This window comes from Pseudomonas fungipugnans (assembly GCF_029955235.1).
Lineage (GTDB): Bacteria > Pseudomonadota > Gammaproteobacteria > Pseudomonadales > Pseudomonadaceae > Aquipseudomonas > Aquipseudomonas fungipugnans.
This window is the reverse complement of the sequence record NZ_JARBWL010000001.1, coordinates 2,491,711-2,507,472: the sequence shown is the minus strand read 5'-3', so window position 1 is coordinate 2,507,472 and position 15,762 is coordinate 2,491,711. Positions and strand designations below refer to the sequence as shown.

The 15,762-nt window shown below is 59.9% G+C and carries 13 protein-coding genes; 10 read left to right on the top strand and 3 right to left on the bottom strand.

What is annotated here, in order from left to right; translation table 11 throughout:
• Positions 1-27 precede the first annotated feature (27 nt).
• From rlmN to POF45_RS10195, 10 genes are all read left to right on the top strand, one after another.
• Positions 28-1,176, top strand: a complete 1,149-nt coding sequence (gene rlmN / locus POF45_RS10240; protein ID WP_033061468.1) for a dual-specificity RNA methyltransferase RlmN — start codon at positions 28-30, stop codon at positions 1,174-1,176.
• Positions 1,177-1,188: 12 nt separating this feature from the next.
• Complete coding sequence (gene pilW, locus POF45_RS10235; RefSeq protein WP_259496358.1) at positions 1,189-1,947, top strand: type IV pilus biogenesis/stability protein PilW; 759 nt, start codon at positions 1,189-1,191, stop codon at positions 1,945-1,947.
• On the top strand, positions 1,947-2,975 hold the full coding sequence (locus POF45_RS10230; RefSeq protein WP_282315620.1) for a RodZ domain-containing protein: 1,029 nt from the start codon (positions 1,947-1,949) through the stop codon (positions 2,973-2,975). Before pilW ends, POF45_RS10230 begins: the two co-directional genes overlap by 1 nt.
• 3 nt (positions 2,976-2,978) lie before the next feature.
• Complete coding sequence (gene ispG / locus POF45_RS10225) at positions 2,979-4,088, top strand: flavodoxin-dependent (E)-4-hydroxy-3-methylbut-2-enyl-diphosphate synthase (RefSeq protein ID WP_259496354.1); 1,110 nt, start codon at positions 2,979-2,981, stop codon at positions 4,086-4,088.
• Positions 4,089-4,110: 22 nt separating this feature from the next.
• On the top strand, positions 4,111-5,400 hold the full coding sequence (gene hisS / locus POF45_RS10220) for a histidine--tRNA ligase (protein ID WP_259496352.1): 1,290 nt from the start codon (positions 4,111-4,113) through the stop codon (positions 5,398-5,400).
• Between the two features lie 40 nt (positions 5,401-5,440).
• Positions 5,441-6,082 (top strand): tetratricopeptide repeat protein, encoded by a 642-nt coding sequence (locus POF45_RS10215; RefSeq protein ID WP_259496351.1) that lies wholly within the window; start codon positions 5,441-5,443, stop codon positions 6,080-6,082.
• On the top strand, positions 6,075-7,226 hold the full coding sequence (gene bamB, locus POF45_RS10210) for an outer membrane protein assembly factor BamB (RefSeq protein ID WP_259496349.1): 1,152 nt from the start codon (positions 6,075-6,077) through the stop codon (positions 7,224-7,226). The genes POF45_RS10215 and bamB overlap by 8 nt, the downstream gene beginning before the upstream one ends.
• Before the next feature lie 214 nt (positions 7,227-7,440).
• Positions 7,441-8,910: a ribosome biogenesis GTPase Der gene (gene der / locus POF45_RS10205; protein WP_259496347.1), complete on the top strand. Its 1,470-nt coding sequence runs from the start codon at positions 7,441-7,443 to the stop codon at positions 8,908-8,910.
• A gap of 290 nt (positions 8,911-9,200) precedes the next feature.
• Positions 9,201-10,349, top strand: a complete 1,149-nt coding sequence (locus POF45_RS10200) for a pyridoxal phosphate-dependent aminotransferase (RefSeq protein ID WP_259496346.1) — start codon at positions 9,201-9,203, stop codon at positions 10,347-10,349.
• Positions 10,337-11,128, top strand: coding sequence for an amidohydrolase (locus POF45_RS10195; protein ID WP_282315619.1), 792 nt, complete (start codon positions 10,337-10,339; stop codon positions 11,126-11,128). The genes POF45_RS10200 and POF45_RS10195 overlap by 13 nt, the downstream gene beginning before the upstream one ends.
• 203 nt (positions 11,129-11,331) lie before the next feature.
• On the opposite strand, the gene leuA is transcribed toward POF45_RS10195, so the two are convergent.
• The 3 genes from leuA to xseA form a co-directional block, all read right to left on the bottom strand.
• Positions 11,332-13,011 (bottom strand): 2-isopropylmalate synthase, encoded by a 1,680-nt coding sequence (gene leuA / locus POF45_RS10190; protein WP_259496343.1) that lies wholly within the window; start codon positions 13,009-13,011, stop codon positions 11,332-11,334.
• Between the two features lie 482 nt (positions 13,012-13,493).
• The gene (locus tag POF45_RS10185) at positions 13,494-14,315 is read right to left on the bottom strand and encodes a peptidoglycan DD-metalloendopeptidase family protein (protein WP_259496341.1); all 822 of its coding nucleotides are present in this window, start codon (positions 14,313-14,315) and stop codon (positions 13,494-13,496) included.
• A gap of 3 nt (positions 14,316-14,318) precedes the next feature.
• Positions 14,319-15,698, bottom strand: coding sequence for an exodeoxyribonuclease VII large subunit (gene xseA, locus POF45_RS10180; protein WP_282316029.1), 1,380 nt, complete (start codon positions 15,696-15,698; stop codon positions 14,319-14,321).
• Positions 15,699-15,762: the final 64 nt, after the last annotated feature.

The following is a 15,762-nucleotide window of genomic DNA, read 5'->3' as shown; positions in this document are numbered from 1 at the left end:
CATTGGCTTATGAGTGAAGGTGAATCCATGACTACATCGACTGTTAAAACTAACCTGCTGGGTCTGACTCAGCTGGAAATGGAAAAATTCTTCGACTCAATCGGGGAGAAGCGTTTCCGTGCCGGTCAGGTAATGAAATGGATTCACCATCTTGGCGTCGATGATTTCGACGCCATGACGAACGTCAGCAAGGCCCTGCGCGACAAGCTCAAGGTCATTGCCGAGGTTCGCGGCCCCGAAGTGGTCAGCGAGGACATTTCCACCGACGGCACCCGTAAATGGGTGGTGCGCGTGGCGTCCGGCAGCTGCGTCGAGACCGTCTACATTCCCCAGGGCAAGCGCGGCACTCTGTGCGTTTCGTCCCAGGCAGGCTGTGCCCTGGATTGCAGTTTCTGCTCCACCGGCAAGCAAGGATTCAACAGCAACCTCACCGCCGCCGAAGTCATTGGCCAGGTGTGGATTGCCAATAAATCGTTCGGCAGCATCCCGGCGACCGCCGACCGTGCCATCACCAACGTGGTGATGATGGGCATGGGTGAGCCGCTGCTGAACTTCGACAACGTCGTGGCCGCCATGCATCTGATGATGGATGACCTGGGCTACGGGATCTCCAAGCGCCGCGTGACCCTGTCCACTTCGGGCGTGGTGCCGATGATCGATGAGCTGTCCAAGCACATCGACGTGTCCCTGGCGTTGTCGCTGCACGCACCGAATGACGCATTGCGTAATCAATTGGTGCCGATCAACAAAAAATATCCGCTTAAGATGCTGCTTGAGTCGTGCCAGCGCTACATGTCGTCCCTGGGCGAAAAACGTGTGCTGACCATCGAGTACACCTTGCTCAAGGACATCAACGACAAGGTTGAACACGCGGTCGAAATGATCGAGTTGCTCAAGAACATCCCGTGCAAGATCAACCTGATCCCGTTCAACCCGTTCCCGCACTCCGGGTACGAGCGTCCGAGCAATAACGCCATTCGGCGTTTCCAGGATCAGCTTCACCATGCCGGTTTCAATGTCACAGTACGCACCACCCGCGGTGAAGACATCGATGCCGCGTGTGGCCAATTGGTAGGGCAGGTGCTGGATCGCACCCGTCGCAGCGAACGTTATATCGCCGTGCGCGAGTTGAGCGCCGAAAACGATATCGCACAGAACGCCGCGAACAATAATTAAGAGAGGATCTCTATGTCCCTGCGCTTTGCGCTGCCATTGCTGATAGCCAGTCTGTGTACTGGTTGTGTCGTGACGGGCGATTCCAACCCGATGAAGACCAGCAAGGGCCGCGACGAAGCGCGTGCCGCTTATGTGCAGCTGGGGCTGGGATACGTGCAGCAGGGCATGACCGAGCGGGCCAAAGTGCCGCTCAAGAAGGCGCTGGAGCTGGACGATTCGGATCCGGACGCCAACGCGGCGCTGGGGCTGGTGTTTCAGGCCGAAATGGAGCCCGAGCTGGCCGACCAGCATTTTCGCAAGGCGCTGTCCTCGCGTCCCGCCGATGCCCGTATCCTCAACAACTACGGCAGTTTTCTTTACGAACAGAAGCGTTACAAGGAAGCGTACGAGCGCTTTGAGCAGGCCGCTGCCGATACCCTGTATCCTGAGCGTTCGCGAGTGTTTGAAAACCTCGGCATGACAGCGTCGATGCTTGGCCAGCGTGAGCTGGCGCAGCAGCAACTGGAAAAAGCCCTGCGTTTGAACCGCCAACAGCCTCGTGCATTGCTGGAAATGGCTGAGTTGTCTTACGAAGACAGGCATTATGTGCCCGCGCGTGACTATTACGACCGTTTTAGCCTGCTGACCGAGCAAAATGCACGTAGTCTATTGCTCGGCGTTCGACTGGCAAAAGTGTTTGAAGATCGCGACAAGGCCGCCAGTTTTGGCCTGCAATTAAAACGACTCTATCCCGGTACGCCGGAATATCAGCAATACCTGTCGGAGCAATGATGAAAGCGGCGCATCCCGAAGTTGTAGCAGCGAATCGCGTTAACCCCGGTGAGACTTTGCGCCAGGCCCGCGAAAGCAATGGCTGGTCGCTGGCCGAAGTGGCCCTCAAGCTCAACCTCACCGTGACTTCCCTGAGCAATCTGGAAGCCGGCGCTTTCGACAAGCTGCCGGGGCACACCTTTGCTCGCGGTTATATTCGCGCCTACGCCAAGTTGCTGGGCATGGACCAGACTGTTCTGGTTCAGCAGTTCGACCAATCCACCGGCACCGATTCCCAGGGCAGCAACGTTCACAGCCTGGGTCGCATCGAAGAGCCGGTTCGGGTATCCCACACCATTTTGCGCATTGTCAGCCTGCTGTTGCTGATCGCGGTGATTGGTGGTGGTTTTGTCTGGTGGCAGGATCAAACCTCGCAGCGTACCAAGGACCTGGTCGGCCTGACCCCTGAACACGTTGAAGTCGAGGGCGCCGACGGCACCACGCAGATTCATCCGCTGGACGAGCCGGAAGACCAGGCTGTCGCGGAAGGTGAAGCCGAGGGCAAGACGGCCCTGGCGTTGCCACAAGCCGAACCATCGGCTGAAGCACCGACTGCTGCCGAGCCTGCAGCGCCTGCTGTTGTTGCGCCAGTTGCGCCAGTTGCTCCGGCAGCAACGCCAGCGGCTGCGGTACACAATGTCGCGCCAGTGGTTGCCGCTCCGGTAACGCCGGCGCCAGTTGCTCCCGCGCCAACCGTGGCCGCAGCTGTTGCACCGGTAGCGCCTGCTCCGGTAACTCCGGTGGCCGGCGAAGGCCAGGTCCAGCTGCAATTTACCGCCGATTGCTGGACGCAAGTGACCGATGGCAACGGCAAGGTGCTGTTGAGCGGTCTCAAGCGCAAGGGCGAAAACGTTTCTGTCAGCGGCAAGCCGCCCTTTGCCGTGCGTCTGGGCTTTGCCCGTGGCGCGCAGGTCAGCTACAACGGGCAAGTGGTTGATGTCGCTCCGTTCACCAGTGGCGAGACTGCTCGCCTGAAGTTGGGTCAATAAGTCATGCACGGCGAATCTCCAATCAAACGTCGCGAATCCCGCAAGATCTGGGTCGGTAACGTACCGGTAGGCGGCGATGCGCCTATCGCTGTGCAGAGCATGACCAACAGCGACACCAATGACGTGGCCGCCACCGTGGCCCAGATCAACCGCCTGGAAGCCGCTGGCGTCGATATCGTGCGCATTTCCGTGCCGGACATGGACGCCGCCGAAGCCTTCGGCAAGATCAAGCAACTGGTCAAGGTGCCATTGGTCGCCGACATCCACTTCGACTACCGGATCGCGCTGCGTGTCGCCGAACTGGGTGTCGATTGCCTGCGGATCAATCCGGGCAACATCGGTCGTGAAGATCGCGTGCGTGCGGTAGTCGATGCCGCCCGTGACCGCGGGATCCCGATCCGCATCGGCGTCAACGCCGGCTCCCTGGAAAAAGACCTGCAAAAGAAATACGGCGAGCCGACGCCGGCAGCGCTGGTCGAGTCGGCCCTGCGTCACGTCGAACACCTGGAACGCCTGAACTTCAAGGACTTCAAGGTCAGCGTGAAGGCCTCCGACGTGTTCATGGCCGTCGCCGCCTACCGCCTGCTGGCCAAGGAAATCGTCCAGCCGCTGCATTTGGGTATCACTGAAGCAGGCGGTTTGCGCTCAGGCACAGTGAAATCCGCCGTCGGCCTCGGTATGCTGCTCGCCGAAGGGATTGGCGATACTATTCGCATCTCGTTGGCGGCCGACCCGGTCGAGGAAGTGAAAGTCGGCTACGACATTCTCAAATCCCTGCACCTGCGTTCCCGTGGCATCAACTTCATCGCCTGCCCGAGCTGCTCGCGGCAGAACTTCGATGTGGTCAAAACCATGAACGAGCTGGAAGGGCGCCTCGAAGACCTGCTGGTACCGCTGGATGTCGCGGTGATCGGTTGTGTGGTCAACGGTCCGGGCGAAGCCAAGGAAGCCCATATCGGCTTGACCGGCGGCACGCCAAACCTGATTTACATCGACGGCAAGCCGGCGCAGAAACTGACGAATGATAATCTGGTGGATGAGCTTGAACGCTTGATCCGCCAGAAAGCGGCCGAAAAGGTCGAGGCTGACGCAGCAGTAATCGCGCGCGGCTGATCAAACGAATTAAGGAAATTTTGTGAGCAAGTCTTTGCAAGCCATACGTGGCATGAACGACATCCTGCCCGAACAGACTCCCCTGTGGCGTCATTTCGAAGGCACGGTTTCGCGTTTGCTGGATAACTACGGTTACAAGCAGATCCGCATGCCGATCGTCGAGTTCACCGAGCTGTTCAAGCGCTCCATCGGTGAAGTGACCGACATCGTCGAAAAAGAGATGTACACCTTCGACGACCGCAACGGTGACTCCCTGACCCTGCGCCCTGAAGGCACGGCGGCCTGTGTGCGTGCGGTACTTGAACACGGTATCACTGGCGGCGGCCAGGTACAGAAACTCTGGTACATCGGTCCGATGTTCCGCCACGAGCGCCCGCAAAAAGGCCGTTATCGCCAGTTCCACCAGATCGGTTGCGAAGTCTTCAACCTCGACGGTCCGGACATCGATGCCGAGCTGATCGTGTTGACCTGGCGCCTGTGGGGCGAGTTGGGCATCCGCGATGCGGTCAAGCTCGAACTCAACAGCCTGGGCACCAGTGAATCCCGTGGCCGTTATCGCGACGCCCTGGTTGAATTCCTGTCCGCACACCTGGACAAGCTCGATGAAGACAGCCAGCGCCGTTTGAAGACCAACCCACTGCGGGTTCTGGACACCAAGAACGCTGACACGCAAGCCGTGCTGGTCGATGCGCCGAAAATGGCCGACTACCTCGACGACGAGTCCCGCGTGCACTTCGAGGGCCTCAAGGCTCGCCTGGACGCTGCCGGCATTCCTTATGTGATCAACCCGAAGCTGGTTCGCGGGCTGGATTACTACAGCAAAACCGTTTTCGAATGGGTCACCGACAAGCTGGGCGCCCAAGGCACCGTGTGTGCCGGTGGTCGTTACGACGGTCTGGTGGAGCAGATGGGCGGCAAGCCGACCCCCGGCGTTGGTTTCGCCATGGGTATCGAGCGTCTGGTGCTGCTGCTGGAAACCCTGGAACAGATTCCGGAAGAAATTTCCCGTCAGGTTGACGTCTATCTCTGCGCCTTCGGTGAAGCCGCCGAGCTGGCCGGTCTGACCCTGAGTGAACGCGTTCGTGACCAATTGCCCAACCTGCGCCTGCAAGTCAATGCCGGCGCCGGCAGCTTCAAAAGCCAGTTCAAGAAAGCCGACAAGAGCGGTGCGCTGTATGCGCTGATCCTCGGTGACGACGAGATGGCCCAGCAAGTGGTAGGTTTCAAACCCCTGCGTGGCCAGGGCGAACAACAAAGCATTGCCTGGGATGCGCTCGCTGCACACCTGGCCACCTGCGTCGTGCAGGGTTGAAGCTGTCAAACAGCCGATTTAGCGATTAAGGAGTATTGGGGTGTCGAGTACCGAAGACGAACAACTGGCGGATTTGAAGGACTGGTGGACACGCAACGGCAAGCCCCTGGTCACTGGCGGCCTGTTGGCGCTGGTAATCGTGTTCGGCTGGCAGGCCTTTCACAAGTATCAGAGCAATCAGTCGCAAGGCGCCTCGATTCTCTATCAGCAATTGCTGGAAACCACGCTGACGCCGGACGGCAAGCCTGACGCCGCTCGTGTTTCGGACCTGGCCGGCAAGCTCAACAGCGAGTTCGGCGGCAGCGCCTACGCGCAGTACGGCAGCCTGTTCGTGGCGAAAGTTGCAGTCGACAGCGGCAAGCTGGATGACGCAGCCAGCGAGCTGAAAGCCATTACCGACAAGCCGGCCAACCCGGCGCTGGGCGAAATCGCCCGTCAGCGTCTGGCGCAAGTGCTGGCCGCACAGAACAAGGCCGATGAAGCCCTGAAACTGCTCGAAGGCGATGCCGACAAGTCGTTCCTGGCCACTCGTGAAGAACTCAAGGGCGACCTGCTGGTGCAACTGGGCCGTACCGACGAAGCGAACAAGGCGTATCAAAAAGCCAAGGCTGCACTGTCGGATGAAGCGGCGGTTGGCGGCTTACAAATCAAGCTGGACGACCTGGCCAAAGGGGATGCGTGACGTGATCCGTTGGAAACATGCAGCATTGCTGGCTCTGGCCTTGTTGGCCGCGGGTTGCAGCAGCAACAGCAAAAAAGAACTGCCACCGGCCGAACTGGTCGACTTCAAGGAAGAAGTGGTTCTGCACAAGCAATGGAGTCGTTCGATCGGTGACGGTCAGGGCGAAACCTACAACATGCTGGTGCCGGCAATCGATGGCGACAGCATCTACGCCGCTGACGTAAACGGTATTGTGGTCTCGATGGACCGCATGACCGGCGACGTCAAATGGAAGAAAGACCTTGAACTGCCTGTTTCCGGCGCCGTTGGCGTGGGTTACGGTCTGGTCATGGTCGGCACCCTCAAGGGCGAAATCGTTGCCCTGGACGCCACCAACGGTGAAGAGAAATGGCGCGCTCGCGTGTCCAGCGAAGTCCTCGCACCACCTGCCAACAACGGCGACGTTGTGGTGGTTCAGACTCAGGACGACCGTCTGATCGGTCTGGATGCCGCCACCGGCGCCCAGCGCTGGTTGTATGACAGCACGCCTGCGGTCCTGACCCTGCGTGGCACCAGTGCCCCCGTCGTCACCAACCGCCTCGCGGTCGCCGGGCTGTCGACCGGTAAAGTGGTTGCACTCGATATCACCAACGGCGTGCCGGTGTGGGAACAACGAATTGCCATTCCACAGGGTCGTTCGGAACTGGAGCGTGTGGTCGACATCGACGGCGGCCTGCTGCTGTCTGGCGGTACCGTCTATGTAGCCAGCTACCAGGGTCGCGCTGCGGCACTGGACCTGGAAAGCGGTCGTCAGCTCTGGCAGCGTGATGCTTCCAGCTATGCCGGTCTGGCCCAGGGTTTCGGCAGCGTCTACATCAGCCTGTCCACGGGCACGGTTGAAGCGGTCGACGAGCGTTCCACCACTGCATTGTGGAGCAACGACTCGCTGGCCCGCCGTCAGCTGTCGGCTCCGGAAGTGTTCTCCAGCTACGTTGCAGTCGGCGACATGGAAGGCTACCTGCACCTGCTGAGCCAGGTCGACGGTCGTTTCGTCGGTCGTGAGCGCATCGACAGCGACGGCCTGCGGGCTCGTCCGCTGGTGGTGGGTGACATGATTTATGTGTATGGCAACAGCGGCAAACTGGAAGCCCTGACCATCAAGTAATGGATTGACTATGCTTGGGTTGACCCCAAGCGGCTTCACCTGTGGGAGCGGGCTTGCTCGCGAAAGGCGTCAACGATGACGCGTGCGGTCTGGATAAACGCGGTGCTGTGACGTTTATTCGCGAGCAAGCCTGCTCCCACAGTGCTGCCCCGAGCACCAGCCGCTGCCTCGCAGCGGCTTTTGTATTTTCTGAAATAACGAAGTGGAGAGCCGCATGGTTCCCGTAATCGCCCTGGTGGGCCGACCGAACGTCGGCAAGTCCACCTTGTTCAACCGCCTGACCAGGACTCGCGACGCCATCGTCGGCGACTTGTCCGGTCTGACCCGTGATCGCCAATACGGTGAGGCCAAGTGGCAAGGGCGTTCCTACATTCTGGTCGACACCGGCGGTATCTCCGGTGACGAGCATGGTATGGACGAAAAAATGGCCGAGCAGTCGCTGCTGGCCATTGAAGAAGCCGATGTCGTTCTGTTCCTGGTAGATGCCAAGGCTGGTTTCACCGCCGCCGACCAGATGATCGCCGAGCATTTGCGCAAACGTAACAAGCGTTCCTACGTGGTTGCCAACAAGGTCGACAACATCGACCCGGAAATGGCCCGCGCTGAATTCGCCCCGCTGGGCATGGGCCACGCGATCCCGATCGCCGGCGCCCACGGTCGTGGCATCACCCAGATGCTGGAAATCGCCCTCAGCGACTTCCCCAAAGACGACGAAGAGCCTGAAGACGGCGAAGAAGAAATCGTTGCCGAGGGCGAGGAAGCCAAGCGCATTCCTGGCCCGAGCGAAAAAGACGGGATCAAGATCGCCATCATCGGTCGTCCGAACGTTGGCAAGTCGACCCTGGTCAACCGCATGCTCGGTGAAGACCGGGTTATCGTCTACGACCAGCCCGGCACCACCCGCGACAGTATCTACATTCCCTTCGAGCGTAACGAAGAGAAGTACACGCTGATCGACACCGCTGGTGTGCGCAAGCGCGGCAAGATCCACGAAGAAGTCGAAAAATTCTCCGTGGTCAAAACCCTGCAAGCGATCAAAGACGCCAACGTGGTGATCTTTGTGATGGACGCCCGCGAAGGCGTGGTGGACCACGACCTCAACCTCTTGGGCTTTGCCCTGGAAGCCGGTCGTGCACTGGTTATCGCGATCAACAAGTGGGACGGCATGACGCCGAGCGAGCGCGATTTCGTCAAGGTCGAGCTACAGCGTCGTCTGTTCTTCGTTGACTTTGCCGACATCCACTTTATCTCGGCACTGCACGGTACTGGCGTGGGCAACCTTTACGCCTCGGTACAGAACTCGTTCAAGTCCGCGGTTACCCGCTGGCCGACCAACCGTCTGACCCAGATTCTGGAAGATGCGGTTGGCGAGCACGCGCCACCGATGGTCAACAACCGCCGGATCAAGCTGCGTTATGCGCACTTGGGTGGTGCCAACCCGCCGATCATCGTGATCCACGGTAACCAGATCGAGAAAGTGCCGAAGTCGTACGTTCGCTATCTGGAGAACACTTACCGTCGTGTCTTGAAGCTGGTTGGTACGCCGATCCGCATCGAGTTCAAGGGCGGCGAAAACCCGTACGAAGGCAACAAGAACTCGCTCACCGACCGCCAGGTCAACAAGAAGCGTCGGATGATGTCGCACCACAAGAAAGCCGACAAAAAGCGCCGCGACAAGCGCTGATTGTCGACTTGCCCGCTCAATGTGGCGGGCCTTTGTGGCGAGGGAGCTTGCTCCCGCTCGACTGCGCAGCAGTCGCAAAACCAGCCGACGCGTTCTCTCTGAACGATCTCGGTTGCAGATATTGGGACCGCTTCGCGATCCAGCGGGAGCAAGCTCCCTCGCCACAGGTATGCGGTGATTGATTTAGAAGAAGGGCGCCATCAGGCGCCCTTTTTTTATGGGCGCCGTATGGGCTATCCTCGGGCTCTCCCGCGCCGCCGTAGAGCCGGGTGTTGAGCAGGGAATCACCGATGATCACCAGTAAGCTGCCGAATGTCGGCATCACTATCTTCACTCAGATGTCTCAGCTCGCGGCGCAGACCGGAGCCATAAACCTGTCCCAGGGCTTTCCCGATTTCGAGGGCCCGCAAGCCCTGCGCGATGCCGTGGGCTGGCACATCGCCAACGGCCATAACCAATACTCGCCAATGACCGGCCTGCCAGTACTGCGTCAGCAGATTGCGGCCAAGATCGCGCGCAGTTACGGCGCCCAGGTCGATGCCGACAACGAAGTGACCGTCACCCCCGGTGCGACGCAGGCGATCTTCTGTGCCATTCAGGCCGTTATCCACAGCGGCGATGAAGTGATCGTGTTCGATCCGGCCTATGACAGCTACGAACCGGCCGTTGAACTGGCAGGCGGTCGTTGCGTGCATGTGCAGCTTGGCCTGAAAGACTTCTCCATCGATTTCGAGAAGCTCACGCAAGCCCTCAGCCCACGTACACGGATGATCATCCTCAATACCCCGCACAACCCCAGCGGTGCGTTGATCAGTCGTGCCGAGCTGGATCAGCTGGCGGCGTTGATCCGCGACCGAGACATCTATGTGCTCAGCGACGAAGTCTATGAACACCTGGTGTTCGACGGCGTGCCCCACGTCAGTGTCCTGGCCCACGAAGAACTGTATAAACGTGCCTTCGTCGTCAGTTCGTTCGGCAAGACCTACCACGTCACCGGCTGGAAAACAGGCTATGTCGTCGCGCCACCGGCCCTTACGGCGGAGCTGCGCAAGGTGCACCAGTACGTCAGTTTCTGCGGCGTGACGCCGCTGCAATATGCGCTGGCCGACTACATGGCCGAGCACCCGGAACACGTGGAAGAATTGCCGGGTTTCTATCAGGCCAAACGCGACCTGTTTTGCGACCTCCTGGCGCCGTCACGCTTCAGTTTTACCCGAGTGACCGGCACCTATTTCCAGCTGGTCGACTACTCGCAGATCCGCCCGGACCTCAATGACGTCGAGATGGCGATGTGGATGACCCGCGAACACGGCGTGGCGAGCATCCCGATCTCGGTGTTCTACCAGACTCCGCCCGAAGGTCAGCGCCTGGTGCGCTTGTGCTTCGCCAAACGTGAGGAGACCCTGCGTGAAGCAGCGGCAAAACTATGCGTGATTTGAGTGCACTGCCCAATTTGAACATCGCGCTGATCCAGACGACATTGGCCTGGCATGACCGGCAGGCCAATCTGGAGCATTTCGTGCAGTTGCTGGAGCAGGCGCGGGGGGCGGACCTGATTATCCTGCCGGAGATGTTCACCACCGGTTTTTCCATGGAGTCCGAGACCCTGGCCGAGTCGGAAAACGGTCCGACCAGCAAATGGCTGCGCATCCAGGCTGAAAAGCTCGACGCCGTAATCACCGGCAGCGTGATCATTCAGGCTGCCGACGGCAGTCATCGCAATCGCTTGCTATGGGCGCGTCCAGATGGCGAAGTGTTGCATTACGACAAGCGCCATCTGTTCCGCATGGCCGGTGAGCACAATCACTACACCCCCGGTGAGCGCCAGGTGCAGTTCGAGCTCAAGGGCTGGCGTATTCGGCCACTGATTTGCTACGACCTGCGTTTCCCGGTGTGGAGTCGTGATGCGCAGGACACCGATCTGCTGCTCTACACCGCCAACTGGCCGGGCGCACGACGCCTGCACTGGAACCGCTTGCTGCCGGCCCGTGCCATCGAGAACCTGTGTTATGTGGCGGCGGTGAATCGCATCGGTACGGATGGCAAAGGGTTTGCGTATACCGGAGACAGTCAGGTGCTGGATTTCCAGGGCGAAACGTTGCTGAGTGCCGGGGAGGCCGACGGGGTGTTTCAGGTGGTGCTGGATGCGGCGGAACTGGCGGCGTACCGCACGCGGTTTCCGGCGAATCTGGATGCCGATACCTTCGAATTCACCTGAGATGTCGACTGCCTGACAGGCCCCATCGCGAGCAAGCTCGCTCCCACATTTGATCGATGTGAACACAGATTTTGTGTACACCAAAAATCCACTGTGGGAGCGCGCTTGCTCGCAATGAGGCCGGTGCAGGCAACACAAAAACCAGGTCAAACAAAAAGGCCCCAAGGTTCTCACCCCGGGGCCTTTTGCATTTCAGCGAAGCCTTAGGCGGCTTTCGCTTCCGGCTGGCTCAGCGAGCGGTTCAGCGCGCTGAACAACGCCTTGAAGCTGGCCGTGGTGATGTTCTCATCGATACCCACGCCGTGCACCGCACGCTGACCGTCAACGCGCAGTTCAATGTAGGCCGCCGCCTTGGCATTGGTGCCCGCGCCGATGGCGTGTTCGTTGTAGTCCATGATCTCCACCGGAATCGGCAGACCGGCCACCAGAGCCTCCAGGGCGCCGTTGCCCTTGCCGCGCCAGTGCAGGTTGGTTTCGCCCTGGCCTTTGCCCGAGACTTCTACTTCGACAGAGCTGTTGCCGTTCTCTTCCTGCAAGCGGTGGCTGACCAACGCATACGGAGTGTTGGCCTGCAGGTACTCGCTGTGCAGCAAGGCGTGGATCTGCTGGGCGGTCATTTCCAGGCCCAGGCGATCGGTTTCACGCTGCACCACCTGGCTGAATTCGATCTGCATGCGACGTGGCAAGCTGATGCCGTATTCCTGTTCCAGCAGGTAAGCGATACCGCCTTTGCCCGACTGGCTGTTGACGCGGATTACCGCCTCGTAGCTGCGACCGATGTCGGCCGGGTCGATCGGCAAGTACGGCACTTCCCACAGGGTGTCCGGTTTTTGCTGGGCAAAGCCTTTGCGGATGGCATCCTGGTGGGAACCGGAGAACGCGGTGTGAACCAGGTCGCCGACGTACGGGTGACGCGGGTGCACCTGGATCTGGTTGCACTCTTCGACGACTTTGCGCACGCCATCGATGTCGGAGAAGTCCAGCTCAGGGTGAATGCCCTGGGTGTAGAGGTTCAGTGCCACGGTCACCAGATCAACGTTACCAGTGCGCTCGCCGTTGCCGAACAGGCAGCCTTCGACACGGTCGGCGCCGGCCATCAGGCCCAGCTCGGTAGCGGCCACGCCAGTGCCACGGTCGTTGTGGGTGTGCAGGCTGATGATCACGCTGTCACGACGGTTGATGTGACGGCCAAACCATTCGATCTGGTCGGCATAGATGTTCGGCGTGGCGCATTCGACAGTCGCCGGCAGGTTGAGGATCACCTTGTGCTCGGGCGTCGGGTTCCACACGTCGATCACCGCGTCGCACACTTCCTTGGCGAACTCGAGTTCGGTCGCGCTGAAAGTTTCTGGCGAGTATTCGAATTGCCATTGGGTTTCTGGCTGCTGTGCGGCGTATTTGACGAACAGCTTGGCAGCGTTCACGGCGATGGCCTTGATTCCGTCCTTGTCCTGGTTGAAGACAATGCGGCGGAAGGAAGGGGAGGTCGCGTTGTACAGGTGAACGATGGCTTTCTTCGCCCCACGAAGGGATTCGAAGGTGCGCTCGATCAAGTCTTCACGGCCCTGGGTCAGCACCTGAATGGTGGTGTCGTCCGGGATGTGGCCGTCTTCGATCAGGGTACGGACGAAGTCGAAGTCAGTTTGCGACGCTGCCGGGAACGACGCCTCGATTTCTTTCACGCCCACTTGCACCAGGGTTTTCCAGAAACGCAGCTTTTTCACCGCATCCATTGGCTCGATCAGCGACTGGTTGCCGTCACGAAGGTCCGAGCTGCACCAGATCGGCGCGGCAGTGATGGTCTTCGACGGCCAGGTGCGGTCCGGGATATCGATGGTCGGGAACGCGCGGTATTTCGAAGACGGGTCTTTGAGCATGCTCATCGGGAAATCCTTATTGTGTGGGCCGAAAAGAGGCGGCCTGCCGGTGGATCAAATGTTCTTGGGGAAAAGCGTAAGGCGAGGCACCGCAATTCAGCCCGGCAGTCGTGCACTGACAAGGCACAGACTGCGGTGCTGGCGAAGCTGAATAAGGGTGTGAGAGGTTTTCATGCCTTCAACCCTAACCGCGAGGGTGAAAGATGGCAAGCGACTGAAAAACTTTGAGAGGAATACTCGAAAAGGCTTTTTTATCGAGATTTTATTGCGTTGAGTGACGGCGATTGTGGTGATGTTTGCGCGAGGATTAAGCGTGGCGCAATTGATGACTTACAGTTCCGGGGAGCTTCTTCGGTGTCTGTTAAATGGTCTTCGCGGGCAAGCCTGCTCCCACATTTGATCTTCGGCGTACACACACATTCGCTGTTCACACCAATCCCATGTGGAGCGTGGCTTGCCCGCGAAGGGCCAGTAGCTTCACCGCCAATCTATGGCTGAAACGCCCCGATAAAAATCGCCGGATCCACCCGTGCATCGTTCAGGCTGATATTCCAGTGCATATGCGGCCCGGTCGCCCGGCCCGTGGAACCGACCTTGCCGACCACACCACCGCGAGCCAGTTGCTGCCCGACCTTCACATCAATCTTCGACATATGGCAGAACATGCTGATAAAGCCCTGCCCATGATCGACAAACACGGTGTTGCCGTTGAAGAAATAGTTGCCGATCAGGATCACCTTGCCCGCCGCCGGGGTCTTGATCGGTGTGCCCGCCGGCACCGCGAAGTCCAGCCCCGCGTGGGGATTGCGCTCTTCACCGTTGAAGAACCGGCGTACGCCAAACTTGCTCGACAGCGGCCCGTTGACCGGTTTATCCAGTAGCAGGTTGCTCGGGGTGTTCGGGCTGAAGCTGCGATACGCCTGAATCTGCTCGGCCAGCTCACCCTCGATGCGCTTGAGATTCGCCGGGTTCGGGTTCACCTGCTGGGTGTTCTTCAGGGTGATGTGCTGTTCCGGGTATTTCTTGTTGCCGACCGTGAAGTTCAGGTTACGGCCGCCGCTGCTCACCTGTTGGGTGCCAGGTTTGACCGTCAACGGCACGCCGACAATCGCCAGCCAGTTGTTCTGTTCCTTGATCACCAACACCGGTTTGCCTTGATAAGTGGCTTTCGGCGCCTGAGCCGCCGCGCCCAGATCCACCACCGCCACGCCACCCGGCACCGGTTTGTTCAGCAGGCGGGTGATGTAGCTGTCGGCGTGGGCATTGAAGGCCAGACACAACAGAAGCAGCGGAGCTAGAAAACGCGGCATGGATCAATCCAGTAAAGAGAGGGTGACAGGCGTCAGGTGATTGTCTTCGACCCGAACGTGCAGTTCGCCGGTACCGAGTCTGGCTTTCAGGCGTTGGCCGGTGTGGGTCTGTTCTGCACTGCGGATCGCGTTGCCGCGCTCATCCAGCAGAATGCTGTAGCCACGGGCAAGGGTCGCCAACGGGCTGACCACTTGCAGCGTCTGAACCTGGCTTTGCAGTTGCAGGCGCCGGGCCTTGAGGCCTTCGCGCATCGAGCGCGGCAGGCGTTCGGCGAGGCTGTCCAGACGCTGGCGCAGCATGGCCAGTTGCCGCCCCGGATGTTGCCCGGCGAGGCGGGTTTCCAGACGAATCAGGCGTTCGCGACGGGTGTTGAGGCTACGTTCGAAGGCGCGGCGCATGCGCATGTCCAGATCGTCCAGGCGTTGCGTTTGCTGGCGCAGGCGTTCGCCGGGATGACGCAGGCGGCGCGACAGGCCTTCCAGTCGCAGGCGATCACGCATCAGCCGATCGCGGATGCGCATGACCAGCCGGCGATGCAGGCTTTCCACACGGCGGACCAGGTCACTGGAATCCGGCGCGAGCAATTCGGCGGCGGCAGACGGCGTCGGGGCGCGAACGTCAGCCACGAAGTCACTGATCGAAACGTCGGTTTCATGCCCGACCGCACTGACAATCGGCGTCACACAGGCGTCTACGGCACGGGCCACGGCTTCTTCGTTGAAGCACCAGAGGTCTTCCAGCGATCCGCCACCACGGGCCAGGATCAGCGCGTCGAAGCCACGGGCGTCCGCCAGTTTCAAGGCGCGGACGATTTGCGCGGTGGCTTCGCGGCCTTGCACGGCAGTGGGGATCAGCGTCAGCCGCACCTGCGGCGCACGACGGCGAAATACGCTGATGATGTCGCGAATCACCGCGCCAGTCGGCGAGCTGATAATGCCGATACGTTGCGGATGCGCCGGCAGCGGCACCTTGCGTTCAGCACTGAACAGGCCTTCGGCACTGAGTTTTTCCTTCAGGGCGTCGAAGGCCAGACGCAAGGCGCCATCGCCGGCCGGCTCCACGGTGTCGAGGATCAGTTGATAGTCGCCACGACCTTCGAACAGCGAAACCTTGCCCCGCACCTTGACCGCCAAGCCGTCCTTGAGCGCCTGGCGCACCCGTGCGGCGTTTTGCCGAAACAGCGCGCAACGCACCTGCGCGCCACTGTCCTTGAGGGTGAAATACACATGGCCAGAGGCTGGGCGGGCGAGGTTGGAAATTTCGCCTTCGACCCAGATATTGCTGAACACGTCTTCAAGCAACACCCGCGCGCGGCCGTTGAGCTGGCTGACAGTCAGGACTTCACGGTCCAGGCCGAGTCTTGCAAAGGGATCTTTAATCATGGGGTGCATGATAAAGGCATTCGCCAAACAATCTCCATGCGTCTACGCAAATCCCCTGGTGGGA

Coding starts and splice junctions, on each gene's coding strand:
- der (WP_259496347.1), top strand. CDS start 7,441: ATGGTTCCCGTAATCGCCCTGGTGGGCCGACCGAACGTCGGCAAGTCC.
- POF45_RS10230 (WP_282315620.1), top strand. CDS start 1,947: ATGAAAGCGGCGCATCCCGAAGTTGTAGCAGCGAATCGCGTTAACCCC.
- pilW (WP_259496358.1), top strand. CDS start 1,189: ATGTCCCTGCGCTTTGCGCTGCCATTGCTGATAGCCAGTCTGTGTACT.
- bamB (WP_259496349.1), top strand. CDS start 6,075: ATGCGTGACGTGATCCGTTGGAAACATGCAGCATTGCTGGCTCTGGCC.
- POF45_RS10195 (WP_282315619.1), top strand. CDS start 10,337: ATGCGTGATTTGAGTGCACTGCCCAATTTGAACATCGCGCTGATCCAG.
- POF45_RS10185 (WP_259496341.1), bottom strand. CDS start 14,315: ATGCCGCGTTTTCTAGCTCCGCTGCTTCTGTTGTGTCTGGCCTTCAAT.
- ispG (WP_259496354.1), top strand. CDS start 2,979: ATGCACGGCGAATCTCCAATCAAACGTCGCGAATCCCGCAAGATCTGG.
- rlmN (WP_033061468.1), top strand. CDS start 28: ATGACTACATCGACTGTTAAAACTAACCTGCTGGGTCTGACTCAGCTG.
- xseA (WP_282316029.1), bottom strand. CDS start 15,698: ATGATTAAAGATCCCTTTGCAAGACTCGGCCTGGACCGTGAAGTCCTG.
- POF45_RS10200 (WP_259496346.1), top strand. CDS start 9,201: ATGATCACCAGTAAGCTGCCGAATGTCGGCATCACTATCTTCACTCAG.
- leuA (WP_259496343.1), bottom strand. CDS start 13,011: ATGAGCATGCTCAAAGACCCGTCTTCGAAATACCGCGCGTTCCCGACC.